The sequence below is a fragment of the Agromyces sp. G08B096 genome, assembly GCF_040267705.1.
In the GTDB taxonomy this organism is placed as follows: Bacteria; Actinomycetota; Actinomycetes; order Actinomycetales; family Microbacteriaceae; genus Agromyces.
In genome coordinates, this window is the sequence record NZ_CP158374.1 from 938,304 (window position 1) to 962,951 (window position 24,648).

General features: G+C 74.3%; 15 protein-coding genes. 7 read left to right on the forward strand and 8 right to left on the reverse strand.

What is annotated here, in order from left to right; translation table 11 throughout:
- Positions 1–27: 27 nt before the first annotated feature.
- Positions 28–1,284 (forward strand): dimethylargininase, encoded by a 1,257-nt coding sequence (ddaH, locus tag ABIQ69_RS04675; RefSeq protein ID WP_350349224.1) that lies wholly within the window; start codon positions 28–30, stop codon positions 1,282–1,284.
- A gap of 54 nt (positions 1,285–1,338) precedes the next feature.
- On the opposite strand, the gene ABIQ69_RS04680 is transcribed toward ddaH, so the two are convergent.
- From ABIQ69_RS04680 to ABIQ69_RS04695, 4 genes are read right to left on the reverse strand one after another with little or no spacing between them, the layout of a single operon-like run.
- Positions 1,339–2,007, reverse strand: a complete 669-nt coding sequence (locus tag ABIQ69_RS04680) for an ABC transporter ATP-binding protein (RefSeq protein WP_350349225.1) — start codon at positions 2,005–2,007, stop codon at positions 1,339–1,341.
- Positions 2,004–2,999, reverse strand: a complete 996-nt coding sequence (locus ABIQ69_RS04685; RefSeq protein ID WP_350349226.1) for an ABC transporter ATP-binding protein — start codon at positions 2,997–2,999, stop codon at positions 2,004–2,006. The genes ABIQ69_RS04680 and ABIQ69_RS04685 overlap by 4 nt, the downstream gene beginning before the upstream one ends.
- A complete protein-coding gene (locus tag ABIQ69_RS04690) occupies positions 2,999–5,827 on the reverse strand; it encodes a hypothetical protein (RefSeq protein ID WP_350349227.1) in 2,829 nt (942 codons plus the stop codon). The genes ABIQ69_RS04685 and ABIQ69_RS04690 overlap by 1 nt, the downstream gene beginning before the upstream one ends.
- Positions 5,824–8,835 (reverse strand): FtsX-like permease family protein, encoded by a 3,012-nt coding sequence (locus tag ABIQ69_RS04695; RefSeq protein WP_350349228.1) that lies wholly within the window; start codon positions 8,833–8,835, stop codon positions 5,824–5,826. The genes ABIQ69_RS04690 and ABIQ69_RS04695 overlap by 4 nt, the downstream gene beginning before the upstream one ends.
- A 549-nt stretch (positions 8,836–9,384) precedes the next feature.
- On the opposite strand from ABIQ69_RS04695, the gene ABIQ69_RS04700 reads away from it, so the two are divergent.
- Together ABIQ69_RS04700 and ABIQ69_RS04705 are read left to right on the forward strand one after the other, a co-directional pair.
- Positions 9,385–11,175, forward strand: coding sequence for an ABC transporter ATP-binding protein (locus ABIQ69_RS04700; protein WP_350350078.1), 1,791 nt, complete (start codon positions 9,385–9,387; stop codon positions 11,173–11,175).
- A complete protein-coding gene (locus tag ABIQ69_RS04705) occupies positions 11,172–12,980 on the forward strand; it encodes an ABC transporter ATP-binding protein (protein ID WP_350349229.1) in 1,809 nt (602 codons plus the stop codon). The genes ABIQ69_RS04700 and ABIQ69_RS04705 overlap by 4 nt, the downstream gene beginning before the upstream one ends.
- 35 nt (positions 12,981–13,015) lie before the next feature.
- Here ABIQ69_RS04705 and ABIQ69_RS04710 read toward each other — a convergent pair whose 3' ends face one another.
- Together ABIQ69_RS04710 and ABIQ69_RS04715 are read right to left on the reverse strand one after the other, a co-directional pair.
- Positions 13,016–13,732, reverse strand: coding sequence for a Type 1 glutamine amidotransferase-like domain-containing protein (locus ABIQ69_RS04710; RefSeq protein ID WP_350349230.1), 717 nt, complete (start codon positions 13,730–13,732; stop codon positions 13,016–13,018).
- 124 nt (positions 13,733–13,856) lie between these two features.
- Positions 13,857–17,543 (reverse strand): DUF3376 domain-containing protein, encoded by a 3,687-nt coding sequence (locus ABIQ69_RS04715; RefSeq protein WP_350349231.1) that lies wholly within the window; start codon positions 17,541–17,543, stop codon positions 13,857–13,859.
- A gap of 197 nt (positions 17,544–17,740) precedes the next feature.
- On the opposite strand from ABIQ69_RS04715, the gene ABIQ69_RS04720 reads away from it, so the two are divergent.
- Both ABIQ69_RS04720 and ABIQ69_RS04725 read left to right on the forward strand, forming a co-directional pair.
- On the forward strand, positions 17,741–18,409 hold the full coding sequence (locus ABIQ69_RS04720) for a response regulator transcription factor (protein WP_350349232.1): 669 nt from the start codon (positions 17,741–17,743) through the stop codon (positions 18,407–18,409).
- Positions 18,410–18,425: 16 nt separating this feature from the next.
- On the forward strand, positions 18,426–20,261 hold the full coding sequence (locus tag ABIQ69_RS04725) for a histidine kinase (protein ID WP_350350079.1): 1,836 nt from the start codon (positions 18,426–18,428) through the stop codon (positions 20,259–20,261).
- A 6-nt stretch (positions 20,262–20,267) separates the two neighbouring features.
- Here ABIQ69_RS04725 and ABIQ69_RS04730 read toward each other — a convergent pair whose 3' ends face one another.
- Both ABIQ69_RS04730 and ABIQ69_RS04735 read right to left on the reverse strand, forming a co-directional pair.
- On the reverse strand, positions 20,268–20,579 hold the full coding sequence (locus ABIQ69_RS04730; protein WP_350350080.1) for an MGMT family protein: 312 nt from the start codon (positions 20,577–20,579) through the stop codon (positions 20,268–20,270).
- Between the two features lie 79 nt (positions 20,580–20,658).
- A complete protein-coding gene (locus ABIQ69_RS04735; RefSeq protein ID WP_350349233.1) occupies positions 20,659–21,111 on the reverse strand; it encodes a GNAT family N-acetyltransferase in 453 nt (150 codons plus the stop codon).
- Between the two features lie 169 nt (positions 21,112–21,280).
- Here ABIQ69_RS04735 and ABIQ69_RS04740 point away from each other — a divergent pair, with 169 nt between their 5' ends.
- Complete coding sequence (locus tag ABIQ69_RS04740; protein WP_350349234.1) at positions 21,281–22,498, forward strand: NADP-dependent isocitrate dehydrogenase; 1,218 nt, start codon at positions 21,281–21,283, stop codon at positions 22,496–22,498.
- Between the two features lie 144 nt (positions 22,499–22,642).
- Positions 22,643–24,529 carry a heavy metal translocating P-type ATPase gene (locus tag ABIQ69_RS04745; protein WP_350349235.1) on the forward strand — a complete coding sequence of 629 codons (1,887 nt, stop codon included), beginning with the start codon at positions 22,643–22,645 and terminating at the stop codon, positions 24,527–24,529.
- The last annotated feature ends 119 nt before the right edge of the window (positions 24,530–24,648 follow it).

Genomic DNA, 24,648 nt, shown 5'->3' on the forward strand with positions numbered 1-24,648 from the left:
GCCGCGCCCCGCCGATAGGCTGGGCGGATGACGTCCCCCGCGCCATCCTCCCAGCCCGACCGCGCCCGGTTCCGTCCCGCGACCACCCCCGGCCGCCGCGCGGGCGCGGCGATGCTGTCGGCCGCCGCCGTCGCCCTCGTCGCGTTCGCGACCGCCACCCTCGCGCTCTTCATCGGCAATGGGCAGTCGCCCGACGTCTTCGGACAGGTCGCCGGGCACTTCCTCGCCACGGCCCTCATCGCCTGGGCGCTGCTCGCCGTCGCCAACGCGGTCGGCGCGACGCGACGCTGGTTCCTCGCACTCGCCGCGGGCTTCGCCTCCGGCGTGCTCGCCGCCCTCCTCGGCACCTCGTGGACGGTGCTCGCGGGCGGACGGGGCGCGACGCCCGAGCTGTTCGTCTTCGTGCTCGGCTCGCTCGTCAGCCTCAACCTCGTGTTCATCCTCGTCGTCATGGCCGCCGAGGTGTTCCTCGCCCCCCGCGTGCAGCGCGGCGTGCTCGGCTTCGTCCCGGCCCGCGCACCGCGCCGCATCGCGCTTGTGCGGATCCCCGCGTCGAACCTCGCCGAGGGCGAGCTGACCCACCGCGACCGGGTTCCGGTCGACCAGGCCAAGGCCGACGACCAGTGGGACAACTACTGCGCGGCGCTCGTGGCCGAAGGCTGGGAGACGCTCGAGGTCGACGCAGCGCCCGACCTCGCCGACTCGGTCTTCGTCGAGGACGCGGTGGTCATGTTCGGCGACCTCGCGGTGCTCACGAGCCCCGGCGCCGAGTCCCGACGCGGCGAGATCGAGGGCGTCGAGCGCCTCGTGCGCACCATCCCCGGCGTCACGGTCGAGCGGATCCAGCAGCCCGGCACCCTCGACGGCGGCGACGTGCTGAAGGTCGGCTCCACCGTGTACGTCGGCGCGTCGAGCCGCACGAACGCCGAGGGCATCCGGCAGCTGCGAGCGCTGCTCGCGCCGCACGGGTTCACCGTCGTGGCCGTGCCGGTCACGAAGGCGCTGCACCTGAAGAGCACGGTCACGGCGCTGCCCGACGGGACGATCATCGGTCACCCCGACCTCGTCGACGAGCCGTCGCTGTTCCCGCGGTTCCTTCCCGTCCCCGAGCCCGAGGGCGTCGCCGTCGTCGAGCTCTCCGACGAGACGCTGCTCATGTCGGCGTCGGCGCCGCGCACCGCGGCGATGCTCGCCGGCTTCGGCTACCGCGTCGTCACCGTCGACATCTCGGAGTTCGAGAAGCTCGAGGGCTGCGTCACCTGCCTCTCGGTCCGCGTGCGCTGAGTGCTCGTGCGCGTGCGCGTGCGCTGAGCGCGCGTGTGCGGAGCGGGCCTCGGCTCAGGCCGCGCGCCCGTCGTGCAGGGCGATGACCCGGTCGGCCCGGCCGACGAGGGCCGGGTCGTGCGTCGTGACGACCGCGGCGACGCCGTGGGCGTGCACGAGATCGACGATGAGATCCATCACCGTGGCCGCCGTGCCGCTGTCGAGCTGCCCGGTCGGCTCGTCCGCGAGCAGCACCTGCGGCCGCGCCGCGAGCGCGCGGGCGATGCCCACCCGCTGCTGCTGACCGCCGGACAGCTCGTACGGGCGCTGCTCGGCGTGCCCCGCGAGACCGACGAGCTCGAGCACCTCGGCCACGCGCCGATCGCGTTCGGCGGGGGCCATCCGCTGCAGCCGCAACGGCACCTCGACGTTCTCGGCGGCCGAGAGGACCGGCACGAGGCCGAACGACTGGAACACGACGCCGAGGCGGTCGCGACGCACGTTCGCGAGGTCGTCCTCGCCCATGGCCGAGAGCTCGAGGTCGCCGAGGTGCACCGTTCCCTCGGTCGGGCGGTCGAGGCCCGCGAGAAGGTTCAGCAGCGTCGTCTTGCCCGCACCGGACGGACCGGTCACGACGAGCAGCTCGCCTGGCGAGACCTCGAGGGAGACCCCGTCGACGGCGCGCACCGAGCCCGCGCGGCTCTCGAAGACGCGGGTCACGGCATCGGCGCGGAGCGTGCTCATCGCTGGTCCTCCTCGGACGACGGGACGGCTGCGGGGCGGGCGGCGTCGGGGCGGGCGCGGGCGGGGCCGGCCGCGTCGGGCCCCGCGGCGTCGTGGCCGGCGCCGTCGTGGCCCGGGAACACCGAGACGTGGTCTGGCTCGAGCGCCAGCCGGACCCGCTCGCGCAGCTGCAGACTCTCGACGAAGTCGTGCGGCAGCTGCAGCCGGCCGACCCGGTCGAGGACCGCGAACTCCTCCGCGATCGCCTGCTCGTCGCCGTGCTCGTCGACGCGGGTCGAGCGCAGCACCTCGGTGGAGGTGCGGCCGTCGCGGATCTGCACCGTGCGGCGGACGTGGTCGGACACCGTGGGGTCGTGGGTGACGATGAGCGTCGTCACGCCGAGTGCGTCGTTCACGCCGCGCATGGCCTCCAGCACCTCCACGCTCGTGGCTTCGTCGAGCTCACCCGTCGGTTCGTCGGCGAGGAGCACGAGCGGGCGGTTCGCGAGGGCGACCGCGATCGCGACCCGCTGCTGCTGACCCCCTGAGAGCTCCGCCGGCCGGCGATCGGCGAGATCGGCGACGCCGAGGAGGTCGAGCAGCTCCCCGGCGCGCTCGGCGCGGCGCCGTCCCTTGGCGGTGCGGGCCACCGCGAGCGCCAGCCCGATGTTCTCGGCGGCGGTGAGGTACGGCAGCAGATTCCGCGACGTCTGCTGCCAGACGAAGCCGACGGTGTGCCGACGGTAGGCGACCCGCTCGCGCGACCGCATCGCGAGCAGGTCGTGACCGGCGACGTGGGCCGAACCGGCCGTGGCGGTGTCGAGGCCGGAGAGGATCGTGAGCAGCGTCGACTTGCCCGATCCGGACGCGCCGACGACGGCGACCATCTCGCCCGGATCGACCCGGAGGTTCAGCCCTTGCAGCGCCTGCACCTCGACGCCGTCGGCGCTGAAGATGCGCACGAGGTCGACGCAGCGGATGTGCGGTTCGACGGACCCGGTGACGACGGTCATCATTCCTCCTCCTTGCGCAGGGCGCGCGCGGCGCTCACCCGGCCGCCCAGCACGGCGGCGATCGCCGTCGCGAGCGCGGCGACGACGACCGATCCGGCGAGCACGGCCACGACGAGCGGCACGTCGATCGTGATCGCCGGCTGCGCGTCCCCGCCCGTGAAGCCGGTCAGGTCGATGCCGGGCAGCACCGCTAGCGGCATCACGACGCCGAGCACGGCGCCCACCACCACCGCGACGGCCGTCATCGGACCGAGCTCCCACGCGACCAGGCCGCGTTCGCCGCGGCGGCCGAGCCCGAGGGTGGCGAGCAGCGGCAGCAGGCGGGCCCGCGCCGGACGGCCGACGATGAGGGCGAGCACGAGGGCGAGGGCGGTCAGCAGGCTCGTGACCACGATGGCGCCGACGAGCGCGGTGATCAGACCCTGCGTGTCGGGGCGTGCGGCGAGGGCGCCCGAGAGCTGCTCCGGCGTCAGGACGACGGCGCCGTCGCCGGCGATCCGCTCGATCTCGGCCGACGCCGCCGCGCGGTCGGCGCCCGGCTCGAACCGGATGAGCACCTGCCGTGGGACGAGCGTGTCGGTGAAGGGCTCGGCGTTGACGCGATCGATCATGAGCCAGGCCGTCCGCTCGGCGAACGGCGTGCGGCCCTCGATGACGCCGACGATGTCGACGTCGTGCCCGTCCATCTCCACCGACTCGGCGTCGGCGAGCTCGCGGTCGACCGCCCCAGAGACGAGGAGCGGGACCGGCGCGTCGTCGTCCGCCTCGTCCGCGAGCGCCTCGGGCAGATCGAGGGCGGTCTCGTGATCGGCCTGCACGTCCCGCACCTGCTCGGTGTCGACCACGATGAGCGTGGTGGGGCTGTGCCGGCCGTCGACCTCGAGATCGGTCGGTGTCGTCGAGTAGACGAGGGCGGTCGCCGCGACGCCCGGGACGGCCGCGATCGCGTCCTGCTGGTCGAGCGTCAGCCAGAGCGATGTGAGGCTCGCGTCGGCGCCGACCCGGGCGGAGGCGGCGTGCTCGGCGCCCGCGCGGACCGTCCCGAGCACCACCGAGGAGAACACGGCCACCGCGACCCCGACCACGACGGCGAGCACCGGCACGAGTCCCGCGGACGGATCGCGGAGCGCTCGGGCGGAGCCGAGGAAGGGCACCAGCCCGGCGCGGGCCTTCTGGCGTCGGACGATCGCGGCCAGGGGGATCGGGTACGCGCGGAGGACGAGCACGCAGCCGGCGAGCGCCACCAGCAGCGGCACGGCGGCGAGGAGGGGATCGATGCCTGCAGCAGCTGGGGCGGCGGCGCCGTCCCGAGCGGCGCTGGAGCGGGCGGCCAGCAGGCCTACCGCGACGACGGCGACGATCAGCGCGAGCGCCTCCCACACCCACCGCCATCGCGAGGGTGCGCGGCCGAGGTCGGCGCGGGACCGTCGCATGGGGCTGAGCGCCGGGGCGGAGGCGACGAGGAGGACGGCGGGGGTCAGGGCGAACGCGGCCGCCACGATCCAGCCGCCGGTCGTCGTCTGGCCGGGGGAGAGGAGCAGGGCCGCGGTACCGCCGAGCACCGCGGCCGGGAGTCCGGCTGCGAGCCCTTCCGCCGCGAGCGCGCCCCGCAGCTGGCCATCGCTCGCACCGCGCGCCGCCGCGAGCTCGAGGCCTGCACGGCGACGCTCGAACACGACGCCGGCGGCGAGCACGAGCACGGCTGCCATGACGCCGACCGGGCCGGAGGCCACGGTCGCCAGCACCGCGTCGACGGCGCCCTGCTGGGCGAGCTGTTCGCGGATCAGGTCGGGCAGCGAACTCGTGAAGCCGACCGTGCCGACCGTGCCGTAGGTGCCGAACCACTGCCCGTCGCCGAGGGCGACGACGGAGCTGCCGAGCTCGCCGAGCTCGGCTTCGAGCCGCGCGAGGTCGGAGGAGGCGATGGCGTCGGGGACGACGGGGAGCCAGACCGACGTCGAGGACGGCAGGGGCTGGGTCTGCAGGTGCGCCCACGCGGCCGGGTCGACGAAGCCCATGCCCGTGATCTCCGGCGGAGCGAGGCCACGATCGATGACGGAGGGGCGCAGGGCCGTCGGCAGATGCGACCAGTACCCGTCGCCGGTGTCGACCGCCTCGACGGTGCCGACGAGCACGACCGGCAGCGTGCCGAGCCCGCCGAGGTCTGCGCTGCGCTGTTCGCCGACGGACCAGGCCATCCGCTCGGCGATCGGCGCGGCCATCACGAACTCGACGGGCTCGTCGATCCCCGGAGGTCGCGTGACCGTGCCGGGCCGGGTCACGTCGATCAGCTGCTCCTCGAGCGACGGCGCCGGCCCGGGGATCGGGGCGGGCCAGTCGCCCTCGAGCAGGCGGAGGTGCTCCCGCATGCGCGGGTCCACGCCGGGCTGGATGCGGGAGACGGGTCCGCCGGGCGCGGCGCCCGTCGGGAGCGCGATCGCCGGGCCTGAGACGAGCGCGACCTGGGGGTCGCCGACGGCGTCGCGGAGCGGGTGCGGCAACGCGTCGCGCACGCCGACGAGCCGCTCCTCCTGGCCGCCCCACACCGCGTCCACCGTCGGGTCGAGCGTCGTGCCCCCCTCCGACGGACCGAGCTGGGGTCGCTCGCGGTACTCCGCCGTGAGGTCGAGCTCGTAGGCCGTCGCGGACGACAGCCGGTCGACGAGGGCGCTCGTGTGCAGCGCCTCGACGGCGCGCGGCACGAGCACGGCGAGGAAGGCGCTGACGGCGACGAGCACGGCGAGGGCGACGGATGCTCCGGGCCCGGCGGTGAACGCCCGGCCGAGGAGCCCCGCAGCGCCGACGTGCGAGCGATGCGCGCGGCTCATGCGTCATCCCCCCGGGCGATCGCGCGGGCCGCCCGCCGGCCGACCGCGGCCGCCGTGAACCAGGCAACCGCGAGGGCCAGCGCCGCGAACGCCGCGATCGCGAGCGCCCACGGCGCCGCGGCGAGGCCGGCCTCGGTCGCGAGCGCGGCGGGCGCACCCGGCACGGCGGCGCGGACGAGGCCGGGCACCGTGAGCACGGCGGTCACGAGGCCGACCGCGATGCCGACGACGATCGAAGCCGTGAGCTGCCACGCGAGCTCGGCGAACCGGGCCCGCGCCTGCAGACGGGCCGGGACGCCCACCGCGCGCAGCACGGCCTCCTCCGAGAGGCGAGCGGCGCCGAGCGCAGAGGCGAGTGCGGCGAGGGTGACCAGTGCGAACGCGAGCGCGCCGCCGGCCGCGGTCCAGAGCCCCCATGCGGCGGGTGCCACCACTGCAGCGGCCGAGCCGGTCGAGCGGGTGGACGCGGTGAGCGGCACGGGCTGCGCGCGCTCGAGCGCCAAGGCGACCGCGGCGGGGTCGGAGGCGGCCAGCCAGCGTTCGTCGTAGCGGGGCACGGCGCCGCCCTCGGCGAAGGCGGCCGACTGCAGTGCGCCGAGGTCGGCGAGCAGATCGCCCGATCCGGGCAGGGCCGGCAGGTCGCCGACGACCGTGCCGTCGAGCTCGACGCCGCCCGCGACCACGCGGAAGGTCATCGGATCTCCTCGGCCCGCGTCGATGGCGGCGGCGAGGCGCGCGCTGAGCAGCACCGGGACGGTGCCCTCGGTCTCGGGCACGGCGAGCCTGGCGCTCGGCTCCTTCGCGGAGAGCGACACGTCGCCGGCGAGCTCGACCGGTTCGCCGGCCGCCGTGACCTCGGTCACGGTCGCGACGGGGTCGCCGAGGCCCTGTGATCCCGTCAGGCGCAGTTCGAGTCCGATGAGTTCCAGGCCGTCGACGTCGGGGAGGTCCGCGGCGAGGTCGGCGCCCGCTCCGACCGGGATGGTGCCGAGCGGCACCGTGGTCGCGGCGCCTTGCGGGCCGAGGAGCCACGCCCGTGCGGAGACCGTCCCCGGCGTGCCGGCCGGCGCGGCGATGTCGACGTGTGCGGCGAGTTCCGCACCTCGGGGCACCGGTCGACCGCCCGGCCCTTCGGCGAGCGACGCGACGCGCGGGTCGAGCGCCGCCGCGGTGCCCGGCGCGACCGTGGCGAGCTCCGATGCGGGCACCGCCACGAGCGTCGCGGCATCCGACCCGATCCGGACCTCCGCGGTGAGCGCGGGCGCACTCGAGGTGACGCCGTCGACGCGGAAGGGGTCGTCGATCGCGAGCGGGTCGGCCGCTGCGGCGCCGCCGCGTCCGGCGAGCTCGACGCGGACCTGACCTCCCTCGCGGGACGCCGCGACGCGGTCGTCGAAGCCCTGCCAGGCGCCCGCGAACGAGGCGGCGAGGGTGAGTCCTGCGATCGCGACGATGGTGACCAGCGCGGCCGAGGCGTACAGGGAGGGGCGGCGGGCGAGCTGCCGGACGGGCAGCGCCGGGGTGAGGCCCCGCTGCGGCCCCGCCGTCCGCTCGAGGATGCGCCCGGCCGGGCCGGCGCCGAGCAGGGCGATGAGGCTCAACGCCACCAGCACCAGCACCGGAGCGAGGACCGCGAACGGGTCGGTGCGGCCGCCGACGAGCGGGCCGCCGTGGAGGAGGAACTGCGAGAGCGCGACGGCGGCGAGCACCGCGACGAGCAGGGTGCCGCCCGCGGCGGCCAGACGCGGTGCGCGGCCGCTGTCGTCGCCTGCGCCGCGGACGATCGGCCGGTGCGCGCCCACCCACGCGATGCCGGCGACGATCGCGATGGCCGCCGCCGCGACGACCGCGCCGGTGGCCCACGCGATGGCCGCCTGGCGCGGCTCGCCTCCTCGCGCCGCTCCGAGCAGCGCCTCCGCGACGACGACGCCGAGCGCCGCCGACGGCGCGGACACGACGAGCACCTCCAGGGCCGTCGTCCAGGCCAGGCGGGCGGGGGATGCGCCGCGCGCGCGGAGCAGCACGGTCTCGCGGCGGCGCGCCTCGTCGAGGAGCGAGGCCAGTCGCCAGATCGCCGTGAGCCCGCCGACCGCGACGACCGCGAGGGCGAGGGGGGCGATCGCCCGGACCGCCGTGTCTGCGGCGACGAGCCGGCCTGCGGTGTCGCCGAGCCGTCCGGAGGTCGTGAGGCCGGTCTCGCCGATCTCGGGCTCGTCGCGGAGTGCGGGCTCGACCGTCGGGATGATCCGCGCGAGCTCGCCGAGGCGCTCCGCGCTCGGAGCCGGGCCGACCGTCGCGGTCCAGCGCACGCGCACCGCCGCGGGGAGCTCGGCGAGGACGGCCTCGTCGACCAGCATCGGGCCGAAGGCGTCATCGGTGACGCCGGCGGCGACGAGGGCGTCGCCGAACCAGGTCGGATCCCCGGGATCCACCGGCTCCCAGGTGCCCGTCACGAGCAGCCGCGCCCCGTCGTCGCCCACCGCGACGACGTCGCCCGGCTCGAGGCCGAGCTCGGCTGCGGCCGTCGCCTGGACCGCTGCGGCGCTGCTGCCCGCGGCGTCGGCGGCCGCGCGCGACGCGGGCGAGTCCGCCCAGTCGCCCGCCACGAGCCTCGCGCGTCGGGATGCCTCGGGGTCGGCGATCAGCACGACCGAGGCCGGCTCGCCGTCCGCGGCGAGCGGGTCGCCGTCGGCCGTCGCCGGCACCGGCTCGCTCGCGACCGAGCGGGACCACACCGCCCCGCGCGGCACCAGCATCCGGTCGAGCACGCCGGCCGCGGCATCCGCCTGCGCCTCGGCGTCGCGGTCGAGCCCGGTCTGCCAGCGCACCGCGCCGGCCTCGCCGCGCGCGGCGCCGACGCCCTGCGCCACGCCCGTCGCGGGGGCCGCGGTCAGGAGATCGGCGAGCCCCCCGCCGAGGCCGGCCGCGACGAAGACCGTCGCGGCGATGCCCGCGAAGACGCCGCCGCGCATCCATGCGCGCGCGAACGTCGTCCGTGCCGTTCCCACCGGGGGAGCTCCTCGTGTCCGGGTCGGCCGCCGGCGTGCAGGGGCCGGGCGGCGAATCCGGACAGACTACGCCGGAAACGGGACTTGCGTCCAGAGCGCGCACCTCCATATCCTGAAGGGCTGGCCGACGCGTGTTCCGCTTCGGCCCGACGCTTCGAGGACGCAGGAGGACATCATGCAGACAGCCGGTTTCGACGTCATCGTCACGGCGGTCCTCGGTGCTGCGCGTCCCGCGGCCCCGGCGTCCGAACACGCCCGGTAGCGGCCCGCCGAGCCCACCGTTCCCCGCCGGTCCGCCGGCCCCTCTCGAGCGCTCCGGCGCCGGACTTCGTCGTCCGTCGCGGACGCGCCGCCCTCCACCGCCATCGTCTCCGTTCACTCGACGCGCGCCGCCGCGCGCACCCGTGCGACCCATCCCGGAAGGACCCGGTCTTGACCGTCACCGACCACCAGCACCCGCCCGATCCCCAGGCACCCGACCAGGCGACGGGCCAGCGCCCGGGCGCCGTCCGAGCGCTCTGGCGGCTCCGCGAATACGTCGGCCCCGCCATCTGGGCCTTGGCGGCCAGCGCCGCGGCCGCGCTGCTCGCCCAGCTCGTCTCGCTCACCATCCCGCAGGTCCTGCAGTGGATCGTCGACGGGCCGCTCACCGACGGCGACCGCGGGGCCATCGTTCCGCTGTCGCTGCTGGTCTTCGGCCTCGGCGCCCTCGAGGCGGCGATGTTCGCGCTCCGGCGTTGGATCGTGCTCACCCCGAGCACGCGCGTGGAGGCCCGGATGCGCAACGCCCTCTACGCCAAGCTCCAGGACCTCCCCGTGAGCTTCCACGACCGCTGGCCGAGCGGCCAGCTGCTCTCCCGAGCGGTCAGCGACCTCGGCCTGGTCCGGCGCTGGCTCGCCTTCGGGCTCGTGCTGCTCGTGGTGAACCTCCTCGTCATCGTCATCGGCGCGGCGATCCTCATCTCCATGAGCTGGGTGCTCGGCCTCGTCTACCTCGCCTGCTCGGTCCCCCTCTGGATCGTCGGGTACCGGTTCGAGGGCCGCTACTCCGAAGTCAGCCGTCGCAGCCAGGATCAGTCCGGCGACCTCGCGACCGCCGTGGAGGAGTCGGTGCACGGCATCCGCGTGCTGAAGGCGTTCGGGCGCGGCAAGCACGCCCTGTCGACGTTCCGTGCGCAGGCCGAGTCGCTGCGCTCGACGGAGATCGAGAAGGCGCGTCTCGACGCGAACATCTGGGTGTGGATCCTCGTGGTCCCCGCCGTGGCGCTCGCGATCTGCCTCGTGCTCGGCGTCTGGCTCGCCGCGCAAGGCGAGCTCACCGTGGGTGAGCTCGTCGCGTTCTTCGCGACCGCGACCGTGCTGGCGTGGCCGATCGAGTCGATCGGCTTCCTGCTCGCGTTCTCGCTCGACGCCCGCACCGCGACCGACCGGTTCTTCGACATCCTCGACGAGCCGAACCGCGTCGGCGATCCGGCGCGACCCGTGTCGATCGAGCGTCCGCGCGGTGAGCTGGCCTTCACCGACGTGCACTTCCGCTACCAGGACTCGCCCGAGCGCTTCGGCGACCTGCTCGACGGCGTCGACCTCGTGCTGCGGCCCGGTGAGACGATGGCGCTCGTGGGCCTCACCGGATGCGGCAAGACCACGATGACCGCCCTCACGACGAGGCTCTACGACGTCACGGGCGGCTCGGTCACGCTCGACGGCGTGGACGTCCGCGCGCTCACGCGCGAAGAGCTGCGCCGGCACATCGCGATGGCGTTCGAGGACGCGACGCTGTTCTCGGCGTCGGTGCGCGAGAACGTGCTGCTCGGCCGCCCCGAGCTGGCCGGCGACGACCCCGAGACCCGGGCCGAGGCCGACCGGGTGCTGACCGAGGCGCTGCGCATCGCGCAGGCGGGATTCGCCTACGACCTGCCCGAGGGCCTCGAGACGAAGGTCGGCGAGGAGGGCATGAGCCTCTCCGGCGGCCAGCGTCAGCGCCTCGCGCTCGCCCGCGCGGTCGCGGCCGACCCGGCGGTGCTCGTGCTCGACGACCCGCTCTCGGCGCTCGACGTCGCGACGGAGGAGAAGGTCGAGGCCGAGCTCCGCTCGGTGCTCGCCGACACCACCGCGCTCATCGTGGCCCACCGGCCCTCGACGGTCATGCTGGCCGACCGGGTCGCGCTCCTCGAGGAGGGCCGCATCACGGCCGTGGGCACCCACCAGGAGCTGCTGCGCGACTCCGAGCACTACCGGTTCGTGATCTCCAGCCTGGAAGACGAGGAGCGCCGGGCCGAGGCCCAGGAGGCCGACCTGTTCGACGACGATCTCGACGACCGGAAGGAGGCCGTGCGATGAGCACCGTGTTCGGTGTGCAGGGCGAGGAGCGCCACGAGTACACGAAGGCCGAGTCCCGGCAGATCCGGCGCCGGAGCCTCCGGCTGCTCGGGTCGCTGATGCAGCCGCTCCGGCCGCAGCTGTGGCTCACGATGGCGGTCATCGTCGTTTCGACGGCCGCGCAGGTGGCGGGTCCGGCGATCATCGCGTACGGCATCGACCAGGGGCTGCCGGCCCTGCTGAAGCAGGACTGGATGCCGGTCGGTCTCGCGGGGCTGGCGTACCTCATCACGGGCCTCGCGGGGGCCTTCCTCGTGGCGGGCTACATCCGGCTGGCCGCGCGGATCAGCCAGGCCGTGCTGATCGACCTGCGGACGCGGGTGTTCCTGCACACGCAGAAGCTCTCGCTGGAGTTCCACGAGTCGTACACGTCCGGCCGCATCATCTCGCGGCAGACGAGCGATCTCGACTCCATCAGGGAGCTCCTCGACGAGGGCCTCAACCAGCTCGTCCGCGGCGTGCTCTACATGGTGTTCACGGCCGTCACCCTCGTCGTGATGGACGCGCTGTCGGGGCTCGTACTGCTCGGCGCGCTCGTGCCGCTGGTGTTCCTCACCCGCTGGTTCCAGGTGCGGTCGCAGCGTCTGTTCCGCCGGTCGCGCGTCGCGAGCGCGAAGCTCATCGTGCAGTTCGTGGAGACCATGACGGGCATCCGCGCGGTGCAGGCGTTCCGCAAGGAGCGCCGCAACGAGCACGAGTTCGGCGAGCTCGTCGAGGACTACCGCGACGTCAACGCCCGGGTGCTCGGCCTGTTCGCGGTCTACAACCCGTCGCTCGCCCTCATCGGCAACACCGCGGTCGCGCTCGTGCTGCTGATCGGCGGCTTCCGCGTCGTCGACGGCGCGCTCGAGGTCGGGGTGCTGCTCGCCGCGGTGCTCTACACGAAGCGCTTCTTCGACCCGATGGAGGAGCTGGCGATGTTCTACAACTCCTACCAGTCGGCCGCGAGCGCGCTCGAGAAGATCTCGGGCGTGCTCGAGGAGGAGCCGAGCGTGCCCGATCCGGTGAAGCCGGTCGACCTCTGGACGGCCGAGGGGAACATCCGGTTCGACGGCGTCGAGTTCGCCTACACCGCAGACCGGGTCATCCTGCCGCGGTTCGACCTGGAGCTGCCCGCGGGGCAGACGGTCGCGCTCGTGGGCTCGACGGGCGCCGGGAAGTCGACGCTCGCGAAGCTCATCGCGAGGTTCTACGACCCGACCGACGGGCGCGTGAGCCTCGACGGCGTCGACCTGCGCGACCTGCACCCGAAGGACCTCCGCCGGGCGATCGTGATGGTCACCCAGGAGGCATACCTGTTCTCGGGGACGGTGGCCGACAACATCGGCCTCGGGCGACCGGATGCCCCGTTCGAGGAGATCGTCCGTGCGGCGAAGGCGGTCGGCGCGCACGAGTTCATCGAGTCGCTGCCGAACGGCTACGACACCGACGTGAACAAGCGCGGCGGCCGCGTGAGCGCCGGTCAGCGTCAGCTGATCTCGTTCGCGCGCGCGTTCCTCGCGAACCCCGCCGTGCTGATCCTCGACGAGGCGACGAGCTCGCTCGACATCCCGAGCGAGCGCCTCGTGCAGGAGGGCCTGACGAAGCTGCTCGCCGACCGCACGGCGGTCATCATCGCGCACCGCCTCTCGACGGTCGCGATCGCCGACCGCGTGCTCGTGATGGAGCACGGCCGGATCGTCGAGGACGGTTCGCCGGCCGAGCTCATCCGCGGCACGGGCCGGTTCGCGGCGCTGCACGCGGCGTGGCGGGACTCGCTGGTGTAGTCACGCGGCTCGTCGACGGGGGCTGGCGGGCGCCGTCAGCCCCCGATCGTCGAGACCAGCACGCCGCCGCCGCCGCGGAGCACTCGCCACACGCTGCCGCTGCCCTCGACGCGGAGGCTGCCGTCGCCGACGATCAGGACGGTGCGCTCGTCGATGCCGAGCGCACCGTCGACGAGTCCGGCTTCGACCGCGGCGACCAGCCGGGAGAGCGTGCCGCGCTGCGCGACGTGCACGTCGACCGAGACGTCGACGAGGCCGATGCCGGGCTCCACCTCGAGCTCGGGGCCGGGCTCGTCGGGATCCTCGGGGCAGACGACCACGCCGTCGATGCGGGTGCCGCCGCCGAGGGCGCCCTCCGCGGCGACCATGGCACCGGCCGAGACGCCGAGATAGGGCACGCCGGACGCGACCTGGCGGCGCAGCTCGCCGAAGAGCGGTTCGAGCCCCGAACGGACCTCCTCGACGATGCCGCCGCCGACGAGGATGCCGTCGACGTCCGCGATCGCGGTCGGCGGCAGCTCCTCGCCGCCGGGCGAGCTCGTCACGTGCACCTCGACCTCGCCGGCCGCGGCGAGCACGCGGTGCAGCACCTCGGCGCGCTCGGGCCCGCCGGGGTGAATCGACAGGATGGCCACCCTCGGCACTGTGCGCCCTGCCGTACCGGCACGTGCCCCCGCCTCGGCGAGGAACGTGGCGTAGAGCGGGGCATCCGTCGGCTCCAGCGCGCCGCCGCCCAGCAGGTGGACGCTCACGCGGCGGCCTCCGCCGGCTGCCCGGAGGTGGTGGACGGGGAGGGGGAGGAGACCCGGTCGGCGATGACCGTGTGGTCCGCATCGATGCTCATCCCGCCAGCGTACGGGGGTCGCACCCCCTCGCCTACCGGCGGGCCGGCCTTCGGTCGACGAGGTCGCGGTCGGGCACGTCGAACTCGGCGCGGCGGAACTCCGGCAGCAGCCACACGCCGTTGGCCCACACGATGAGGAAGACGACGATCGCGAGGCCCACGCCGTGCTGCTCCGGGCGCCCGGCGAGCGCCATGACCTCGACGACGAGCGCGCCGGCGATCCAGGCGGCACCGGTCGAGATCACGGACACGGTGAACCAGTCCACCCAGCGGGAGCTCGCGCGAGCGGCGCGAGTGAAGGTGACCGGCAACCAGTCGGCCGTGAGCGCGACGGCCACGAGCAGTCCGCCGACCGCGAGGACGGCGAGGTCCTGCTCGAGCGGCGGGGCGAGCGCCGAACGCAGCCACGAGGGGGAGCCGGGGGCCTCGACCCAGAGGATCTGCGCGAGCGGCAGCAGCCCGCCGAGGACGACGAAGACGGCGACCGAGAGGTTGGTGCGCACGAGGCGCGGGGCGACCGTCGTCGGCCTGGCCCCGCTCGCGGCGCGGACGGCGACGCTCACGAGTGCGGCGACGACGAGCGCGCAGAGCACGATCATGACGAGGTTCGCCCGGGCGACGGCGATCGCGAGCGGGATGAGGCTCGCGGCCGCGACGGCGGCGTACTTGGCGGCCGGCCACCGGGACGCCCGGCGCGACGCGGCGGAGGCCGAGCGCCGGTCCCCGTCCGCGAGCCCCCGCTCGACCCGTGTCCAGCGGGTCCGCGCCCGGACCACACCCGCGATGAGCCCGACGGCACCGGCGGACGCGACCACGATCGCCGCGACGATCGAGCCCGTGGTCGGCGCGAACGCGCTCCAGGTGAGGAGCCACGCGGCGCCCGCGGTGAGGCCGGCCACGAGGGCGAGCCGCGGCGGATCGGCGACGGCGGGCACCGCCACGACGAGCGGACGGAGGACGGCGAACACGGTCTGCAGGGCGACGGCGAGGATGCGGTTCGCCGGCATCGCGGCCCGGTCGACGAGTCGGATGGCGCGCGAGGCGAGGGCGAACCGGTACCCGGGGCGGAGGTTCCACAGCGTGTCGGTGCCGGCGCGGAGGCGTGCGCGCCTCGCCGCGGCGGCTGCGGCGACGCTGGTCGCGACGGGGGCGTCGGCCGGCGGGGCATCCGTCGCCCGCTCGTCCACCGTGAGCGGGCTCAGACGCTCGCGCCGGTACGCCGCGTCGTCGCTCTCCTCGAGCACCGAGGCCTGCACGCGGTCGATGCGGGCGGCGAGAGCGGCCGGATCCGCGTCCGCGGCGCCGGCCTCGCCCGCGCGTGCGGACAGCAGGCGGACGATGCCGGCGGAGCCGTCGAGCCGCCCCCACCACCAGTCGTTCACGCGCCAGTCCTTGGCGAGGAAGCCGAGGAAGTTGCCGAACCCGTAGCCTGCGAGCTTCGTCTGACGGTCGAGCGGCGCCGGGTCGGGCGCGTTCAGCTGGGCGATCGCGTCGTCGACGTCGAGCCGGGGCGTCCGGAGCGTCGTCTGCAGCCGGGTGAGGAACCGGTCGCGCAGCAGCTCGGTGTACTCCTCGGGTGCGGCGGGCGGCTCGTCGACGCCGATGGTCCAGTAGTCCACGCGAGACAGGGACGCGGGCACGCCGAGCGGGTACGCGAGGGGTGCGAGGTCGATCGCCCGTGCGGGCACCGCGGCGGAGCGGGCGAGGGCACGCCACGGCGATCGACGCCACCGGTCGGCGACGCTCGCGTCGTGCGCATCGATCGACGCGTCGATCTCGGCGGTTCTGGCACAGAGCACGTCGAGGCAGCGGTCGAGCGCCCGCCAGTTCGCCTCGGCGTCCACGGCATCGGATGCCTCGAGCCAGACCCCGATCCATGCGTCGAAGTCGGCGGGGCCGGGTGGGCGTCCGGCGGGCAGCGTGCGCAGCACGTGCAGCAGCACCCGCTCGGTGAGCGCGTCGACGGAGCCCGAGGCGTCGGCGAGGGCGGCGTAGGCGTCCCGCCGCACGTCGGTGAGCGCGACGCCGCGCCGGCCTCCCGGCACCTCCGGAACCTGCTCGAGCTCGCGCGTCCAGGCCAGCACGCAGTTCGCGGCGTCGGCGAGCGCGAGGGGCGAGCGCAGCGCCGCCCCCGCCCGGTCGCCCGCGATCACGGCGAAGCGAGCGGTGGCGGCCTCGTCCAGCCCGGCGAGGAGCGTCCGGTCGACGGGCGTGTACCTGCGCCGCCGCCGGCTCGGCGATCGCAGCTGCCACAGCGACGGCTGGGCGAGCACGTCGGCGAGGTGCTCGCCCAGGTCGCCGCCCATGGACCGGACGTACGCGGCACGGCGGCGCGCGACGTCCTCGGCGCCTGCGCCCGCCGTGGCCACGAGGCTCGCGCCCGCGAGCCGGCGGCCGGCCTCCATCGCGCGCTGCCCGTTGAAGCGCTGCAGGTCGGATGCCTCGCGCGCGACGGATTCGCGGCGGAAGCTCTTGGCGAACATGGCGCCGACGGCGCGGAAGAATCGGGACGCGTCGGGGTCCCACGGGGCCGGGCCGCCGAGGGCTGGGTCGGGCTCGGGGTCGAGGAAGACGAGGATGCGGTCGGCGAGCCGGTCGCTCGGGCGGAGCTTCGCGGCCCGGAGCGCCCGGTCGATGGGGACGTTGTCGAACACGGCGCCGTCGATGACCCGGAACGGCTCGGCGGGCCGCGTGCGGTGGGCCGCGAAGGCGAACCGCAGATCGGCGCGTTCCGCGACGCTCGTCGCGGTGACCGCGGTCGCGCTCGCCGGGGTGCCGGCGGCCGCCAGCGGGTCGCCCGGGACGTCGGAGTCCTCCGGCCCCGGCCACTCCGTCGACCGGATGAGCGCCGGCTCGAAACCGCCGGCGAGCGACGAGGTCGAGCGGGCGGCGAGCGCCAGCTGGTCGAGCTGCGCGGCGTCGTCCTCGGCCTTGCCGGGATAGGCGAGCGCGTCGCGCCGGGGCACGAGGTTGTCGAGGTGGTGGGTGTCGCTGCCGACGAACCGGAAGTGTCCGCGCCCCTCCGAGGCATCCTCCTCCGCCTGGTCGGCCGCGTCGATCATCGTCGTCGACAGGTCGACGCTCACGTAGTCGGCGACGAGGTCGGGATGCCCCGCGCCCGACCCGTGCAACTCCTCGAGCGCCTCGCGGACGTTCCGCCGGAAGTAGTCCTCCCCGCGCATGAGCGCCAGCGGTCGCCACGCGCCGGGTTCGTGCAGCAGCCCCCAGAAGCCGCCGACCCGCCCCCACGTGCGAAGCAGGCCGTCGAGCGCGACGCCGGCCCGTTGGGCGACGGAGTAGACGACGGCGTTCAGGCCTCCCGCGCTCGCGCCCGCGAGCAGGTCGATCTCCACGCGGTCGTAGCCGGCACGGTCGAGCAGGTCGGCGTACTCCCGCACCCGGCGCTCGACGGCCGGCGTGAGTTCGGCGCCACGCGAGGCCGGCACCAGGGCCCACGTCTCGTCGCCGACCTCGAAGAGCCGGATGCGCCGGAGCAGGTCGAGCTCGGCGGCGACGCCGCCGATCCAGACCGCGAGGCTCACCCCGCCGCGCATCGCGAGCGCCACCCGGAGCGTGCGGCCCGTCGCGGGTCGGGCGCCGAGAGGGAGCGAGGCGGCGAGCGTCGCCCCGACCGGTACGGAGACGACGGTCGGGGGGCGGCGATCGGGGCCGGGATCGGCCGTGGCGGCGGCGTCGGCGGCGTCGGCGGGAAGGGTCATCCGTGCTTCCTCGGGGAAGGCGGCGCCGGACCGCGCCGCGGGCGTCACCAGCGTGGCACGCCGCGGGCCCCGTCGCATCGGGGTGTCCCCTGAACTGGGTGCGTCCGGCCGCCGCCGGGACGCGCTACGCTCACCGAATGCGGGGCGCGACCTCCCGAGGGTCGCGCATGCGCGGAAGCGGAACGGACGGAGAGGCGATGCAGGAGCCGACGGCGTCTCCGCTGCGGGTGGCCGTGGCCGATGACGCCCTGCTGCTCCGCGAAGGCATCCAGAAGGTGCTCGAGGGCGGCGGCATCGAGGTCGTGGCCTCCGTCGGCACCGGAGACGAGCTGCTCGAGATCGTGGGCGAGGGCGGCATCGACGCCGCGGTGCTCGACATCCGGATGCCGCCGAGCTACCGCGACGAGGGCATCGTGGCGCTCGAGTCCCTGCGCGGCTCGGGGTCCGAGATCGGCGTGCTGCTGCTGTCGATGTACGCGACGCCCGAGTACGCGCTGCGGGTCATGGGCGCCGGCAGCGGCACCGGGTACCTGCTGAAGGAGCGGGTCTCCGAGCCGCAGACCCTCGTGCGCGCCGTCGAGACCGTCGCCTCAGGCGGGTCGGTCGTCGACCCGGAGGTCGTCGAGCAGCTGGTGCAGCGCACGCGCGCCGACGACCCGCTCGCCCGGCTCACGGAGCGCGAGCGCTCGGTGCTCGAGCTCATGGCGCAGGGCTACTCGAACGGCGGTATCGCGCAGACCCTCTTCCTCGGCCTGAAGACCGTCGAGACGCACGTGCGCTCCATCCTGCAGAAGCTCGACCTCGAGGAGTCGCCCGAGCACCACCGGCGCGTGCTCGCGGTACTGACCCTGCTCGGCGCGAGGTGACCGGGGGCCGGCCGTGATGGCGCCCGGCCGGAAGCGGCGGATCGCGCTGCGGACGGTCACGATCGTCGGCGTCGTCGCGCTCAGCCTGGCGATGGAGGTGTCGGGGTTCCTCGCGACGCCCGCCTCAGAGCGCGAGGAGATCTCGTACACGACCCTGCACGCCGCCGTGCCGCTGGTGTTCGCCGCCTGTGCGGGCGTGGCCTGGAACATCGGTCCGACGCGGTTGCCAGCGAGGCTCATGATCGGGTTCGTCGTGCTGTGGATCCCGCAGTCGATCTACCACGTGATCGGCGACGTGGGCTGGCTGTGGCCGCTCGTGCGCGGCGTCGATCTCGGCTGGGCCGTGATCACCGGCGTGCTCGTGCTGATCTACCCCCGAGGGTGGCTCGCCGGGGCGTTCGAGCGGTGGATCGCCGGCATCGCCCTGGGCGCGTCGCTCGTGAACCTCGTGACCGTCCTGCTGTTCGGCTCGCCCGGGCCGGAGACCTGCGACTGCGTGGCCAACCCGTACCAGGTGGCCGAGGCGCCCGAGCTGTTCGGCATCCTCGACAGCGCGTACCGGGTGGTCGGCGGCGCGCTGGCGCTCGTGATCGCCGGGCGCCTGCTCGTGCAGTGGGTCCGCGGCAGCGTGCCGGCCCGCACCGTCGCCTTCCTCATGCCCCTCGCGCTCCTCGCGTGGGCGAGCACGCTGGCGGTGCAGGCCGCCACCTACGCCGCACAGACCACCTCGGGAGAGGTGCTCGCCACGATCTCGCTCATCGCGATCGCCTCGGTGCCCGTATCGTTCGTCGCCGGGATCTCCCACGCGAGGAACATGCGGGCCCGGGTCGCCGACCTCATGCGCATCACCCGGGAGGGCGCAGACCGCGGGCTCTGGGCGGAGTCGCTCGCGCGCACGCTCCGCGACGCCTCGGTCCGGGTGTACTGGTGGGACGAGGAGCGCGCGGGCTACTTCGACGCCGCGGGCACGCCCATCGGGCCGAAGGACGACCCGCGGGGGAGCCAGAGCATCCTGCCGGTCGCGTCGCCGCTCGGGGTGCCGATCGCGCTCATCCGGCACGACCGGGTCCTCACCGACAACATGCGCCTGCTCGACGGCGTCTCGAGCGCACTCCGGCTCTCGGTCGACAACGGCCGGCTGCGCTCGGAGATCGAGCGCACGCTCGAGCACGTGCGCCAGTCGCGCCAGCGCATCGTGGAGGCGGGTGTCGAGGCGCGGCGCCGCATCGAACGCGATCTGCACGACGGCGCCCAGCAGCGGCTCGTCTCGCTCGGCATGAGCCTGCGGCTCGCGGCCGACCGCGCGGGCGAGCTCGGCGATCCCGAGCTGCTCGGCGAGCTGGAGGCCGCGATCGACGCACTCGGCACCGGGCTGCGGGAGCTCCGGGAGCTCGCGCACGGCATCCATCCGAGCCTGCTCTCGGCCGGCGGTCTCGCGCTCGCCGTCCCCGAACTCGCCGGGCGCTGCCCGGTGCCCGTCGAGGTGGACGTGCAGGCGGAGGGGCGGTTGCCCGAGCTCATCGAGTCGACGGCCTACTTCGCGGTGGCCGAGCTGCTCGCGAACGTCGCCAAGCACGCGCGCGCGACCCGGGCGTGGGTGCGCGCGCACGTCTCCGACGGCGAGCTCGTGCTCGTCGTGCGCGACAACGGCGCGGGCGGCGCGACGCTCGACGGCGGTACCGGCATGCTCGGCATCGTCGACCGCGTCGAGGCGGTCGGCGGGACCTTCGACATCGACAGCCCGCCGGGCGCGGGCACGACCGCGACGGCGCGGATCCCGCTGGGCGATCAGGCGCCGCAGGCGGCGCCTGCCGCGGAGCCTCGCGCGGGGGTCGGCGTCGCGGAGGGGTGACCGGCGTCAGGGGCGCCAGCGGCAGCGCGCGAGCTCGATGCGGTAGCCGTCCTCGTCGTCGGCCGGTCGCACCGGGGTGCCCTCGCGGCGGTAGTGCGCCAGCGCGCGCTCGGCGTGCCCTGCCGGCGGTCGACCGCCCGCGCGGACGACCCGCCACCACGGCACGTCCGAGCCGTATCGCGCCATCACCTGGCCGACGGCCCGCGCCCCGCGGGAGCCGAGGAGCGCGGCCACGTCGCCGTACGTCGCGACCTGGCCGGGCGGGATGTCGGCGACCACGGCGAGCACCGCCTCGACGAACCCCTCGGCGCGGGGCATCCGCTCGGCGCCGGGCATCCGCTCGCGTGGCGACGGGTCGCCGGTGCGAGGCATCCGGTCTGGACGGGGCATCCCGCCGTCAGAGCGTGAGGGCCCCGATGACGTCGCCGTACGCGGTCTCGCCGACGTCCTGGAAGCCGATGCGGTGGAAGAACTCGCCTGGGCCCTCCTCACCGGGCTCCCACAGCACGGTGATGCGCTCGAAGCCGCGCGCCTTGGCCTCCTCGGCGAGGGAGGTGGCGAGGAATCGGCCGACGCCCTGACCCTGCACCTCGGCGTCGACGTTGATGCGCCAGATGCACGCGCGGAAGAAGTCGTGCTCGTTGTCGGGGTCGAAGTTGCCGTGGATGAATCCCACGACCTTCTCGTCGAGCAGGGCGACCCGCTGCCAGGCTGTCGCGGGGTTCACCACCGACGACTCCGCGGAGTACGTCACGGGGGCGATGAACTGCTCCTGCCCGGGCTTCAGCGACAACTGGTTCGCCGCGACGATGTTCGACGCGGACAGATCTTCGAGTCGCAGCTCAGCCATGGAGCAAGGCTAACCGCTCGCGCGGGCGAGCGCGACGGATGTCTCGTGCCGCGACCGGTTTGTCTCGATGTCGAGATATTCCGGCGACGCGGTAAGCTGGTCGGCGGCGTGCCGAGCCGCCCGCGAGACTTCCTCAAGCTCCCCCGAAAGAGATCCAAGGAGATTCCTCTTGTCCAAGATCAAGGTTGAAGGCACCGTCGTCGAGCTCGACGGCGACGAGATGACGCGCATCATCTGGCAGGCCATCAAGGACCAGCTCATCCACCCGTACCTCGACGTGAACCTCGAGTACTACGACCTCTCCATCCAGAAGCGCGACGAGACCGACGACCAGATCACGATCGATGCCGCGAACGCGATCAAGAAGCACGGCGTCGGCGTGAAGTGCGCGACGATCACGCCCGACGAGGCGCGCGTCGAGGAGTTCGGGCTGAAGAAGATGTGGAAGTCGCCGAACGGCACGATCCGCAACATCCTCGGCGGCGTCATCTTCCGCGAGCCGATCATCATCTCGAACATCCCGCGCCTCGTGCCCGGCTGGAACAAGCCGATCATCGTCGGCCGCCACGCCTTCGGCGACCAGTACCGCGCCACCGACTTCAAGTTCGAGGGCGAGGGCACGCTCACGATGACCTTCACCCCGAAGGACGGCTCCGAGCCGCAGTCCTTCGAGGTCTTCCAGGCGCCCGGTTCGGGCGTCGCGATGGGCATGTACAACCTCGACGAGTCGATCAAGGACTTCGCTCGCGCCTCGCTGAACTACGGCCTCGCCCGCAACTACCCGGTGTACCTCTCGACGAAGAACACCATCCTCAAGGCCTACGACGGCCGCTTCAAGGACGTGTTCCAGGAGGTCTTCGACACCGAGTTCAAGGAGGCGTTCGACGCCGCCGGACTCACCTACGAGCACCGCCTCATCGACGACATGGTCGCCTCTTCGCTGAAGTGGGAGGGCGGCTACGTCTGGGCGTGCAAGAACTACGACGGCGACGTGCAGTCCGACACCGTCGCGCAGGGCTTCGGCTCGCTCGGCCTCATGACCTCGGTGCTCACCACGCCCGACGGCAGCATCGTCGAGGCCGAGGCGGCGCACGGCACCGTGACGCGGCACTACCGCCAGTGGCAGCAGGGCAAGCCCACCTCGACCAACCCGATCGCCTCGATCTTCGCCTGGACGCGCGGCCTCGCGCACCGCGGCAAGCTCGACGGCAACCAGGAGCTCATCGAGTTCGCCGACACGCTCGAGGACGTCGTCATCAAGACCGTCGAGTCGGGCGCCATGACAAAGGACCTCGCGCTCCTCGTGGGCCCCGAGCAGGCCTACCAGACGACCGAGGAGTTCCTGAACACCATCGACGCGAACCTCAAGGCGCGCCTCGGCGCGTGATCGCGCGCCCGCCGGCCTCCGGGCCGTGCGGGCAGGCTCGAGCGAAGGGCCGGATGCCGCGGCATCCGGCCCTTCGCCGTCCCTCGGCGCGCCGCGCGGGTCGCGTTAGGCTGCGAACGGGGCGGCCCACGGGGGAGGGGTGTCATGCGGAGGATCTGGCGAGCGGCCGGCCGGTACTGGGTGGTGACGCTCACGATCGGCATCGGGCTGACGGGCATCCTGCTGTGGGCGCTCGGGTGGACCACCGCCGTCGCGTGGCTGTTCAGCGGCTACGCGCTCGCCGTGGCGGCCTGGCAGGGCGTCGGCATGGTGCGCGACCTCCTGCGCGGACATTGGGGCCTCGACATCCTCGCGGTCACGGCGATCGTCTCGACCGTGCTCGTCGGCGAGTACGTGGCCGCCCTCGTGGTCGTGCTCATGCTGACGGGCGGCGAAGCGCTCGAGGACATGGCGAACCGCCGGGCGAAACGCGAACTCGATGCGCTGCTGACGCGCAGCCCGCAGTCGGCGCACCGGATCGACGGCGACGAGATCGTCGAGGTGCACATCGACGACGTGGCGGTGGGGGACCGGCTGCTCGTCCGGCCGAGCGAGCTCGTCCCCGTCGACGCGACGCTCGTCTCGGCGGCGACGAGCGTCGACGAGTCCTCGATCACCGGGGAGTCGGTGCCGGTGGAGAAGCACGCGGGGGATCGGCTGCTGAGCGGCTCCGTGAACGGCACGCAGGCCGTGGAAGTGCGCGCGGAGGCGACCGCGAAGGAGAGCCAGTACCAGCAGATCGTCGCGCTGGTGGAGGGCGCGGCCCGGTCGAAGGCCCCCGTCGTGCGCCTCGCCGACCGCTACGCCGTGCCGTTCACCATCTTCTCGCTCGCCCTCGGCGCGCTCGCCTGGTGGCTCTCCGGCGATCCGGTGCGCTTCGCCGAGGTGCTCGTGCTCGCCACCCCCTGTCCGCTGCTGATCGCGGCGCCGGTCGCGTTCATCGGCGGGATGAGTCGCGCGGCGCGCAACGGGCTCATCGTGAAGTCGGGAGGGGTGCTCGAGCAGTTGTCGGCGGCGCGCACGGCGGTCTTCGACAAGACCGGGACGCTCACCTACGGAGCGCCGGAGCTCACCGAGGTGCGACCCGAGCCCGGCTTCGACGCCGATGGGCTGCTGCGCATCGTGGCGTCGGCCGAGCAGTACTCCTCGCACGTGCTCGCGGCGTCGCTCATCGCCGCGGCGAAGCGCCGAGGGCTCGACCTCGCCGACGCGGCTCGGGCGAGCGAGGCGGCCACGAACGGCGTGCAGGCGGAGATCGAGGGGCGCCGGGTGGTGGTCGGCAAGTTCGCGTTCGTGCGCGAGCACGCCCCCGAGGCGGAGCGGACCGAGATCGCGCCGGGCGAGCTCGCGATCTACGTGGCGGTCGACGGACGCTTCGCGGGCGCCCTGCTCGCGAGCGACCGGGTGCGCGCCGAGGCGCGCGGCACCCTCGAGCGGCTCGACCGGCTGGGCGTGCACCGCACGATGATGCTGACGGGGGACGCGCAGGCGACGGCCGACCACATCGCGGCGGAGGTGGGCATCGGGCGCGTGCGCGCCGACTGCCTCCCGGCCGACAAAGTGGAGGAGGTCGCGGGCATCGCGGAGCGGCCGGTGATCATGGTCGGCGACGGCGTGAACGATGCGCCGGTGCTGGCGGCGGCCGATGTCGGGATCGCGATGGGGGCGAAGGGGGCGACGGCCGCGAGCGAGTCCGCCGATGCGGTGGTCCTCGTCGACGACCTGTCGCGGGTGGCGAAGGCAGTCGAGATCGGCCGCGACACCGTGCGCATCGCGCTCCAGAGCATCTGGCTCGGCATCCTCGTGAGCATCGGGCTGATGCTCGTCGCCTCGTTCGGGGTGATCCCGGCGACGATCGGCGCGCTCCTGCAGGAGGTCGTCGACCTCATCGCGATCCTCGCGGCGCTGCGGGCGATCGGGGGCCGTCGCGACGCGCGGGAGGCGGGTGTCGCAGCGGGGCAGGGTCGCCCGGCGGAGGTCACGACTCGGTAACGAGCGGTCCGGTCGGCTTCCGATGCTTGCGCCAGGTTTGTTCGTAAGCTTTACTAACAAACGTGACTGCTACGGAAGCATCCCGGACGACGGCCCAGGCCGACTCCGCGGCCCCCGCG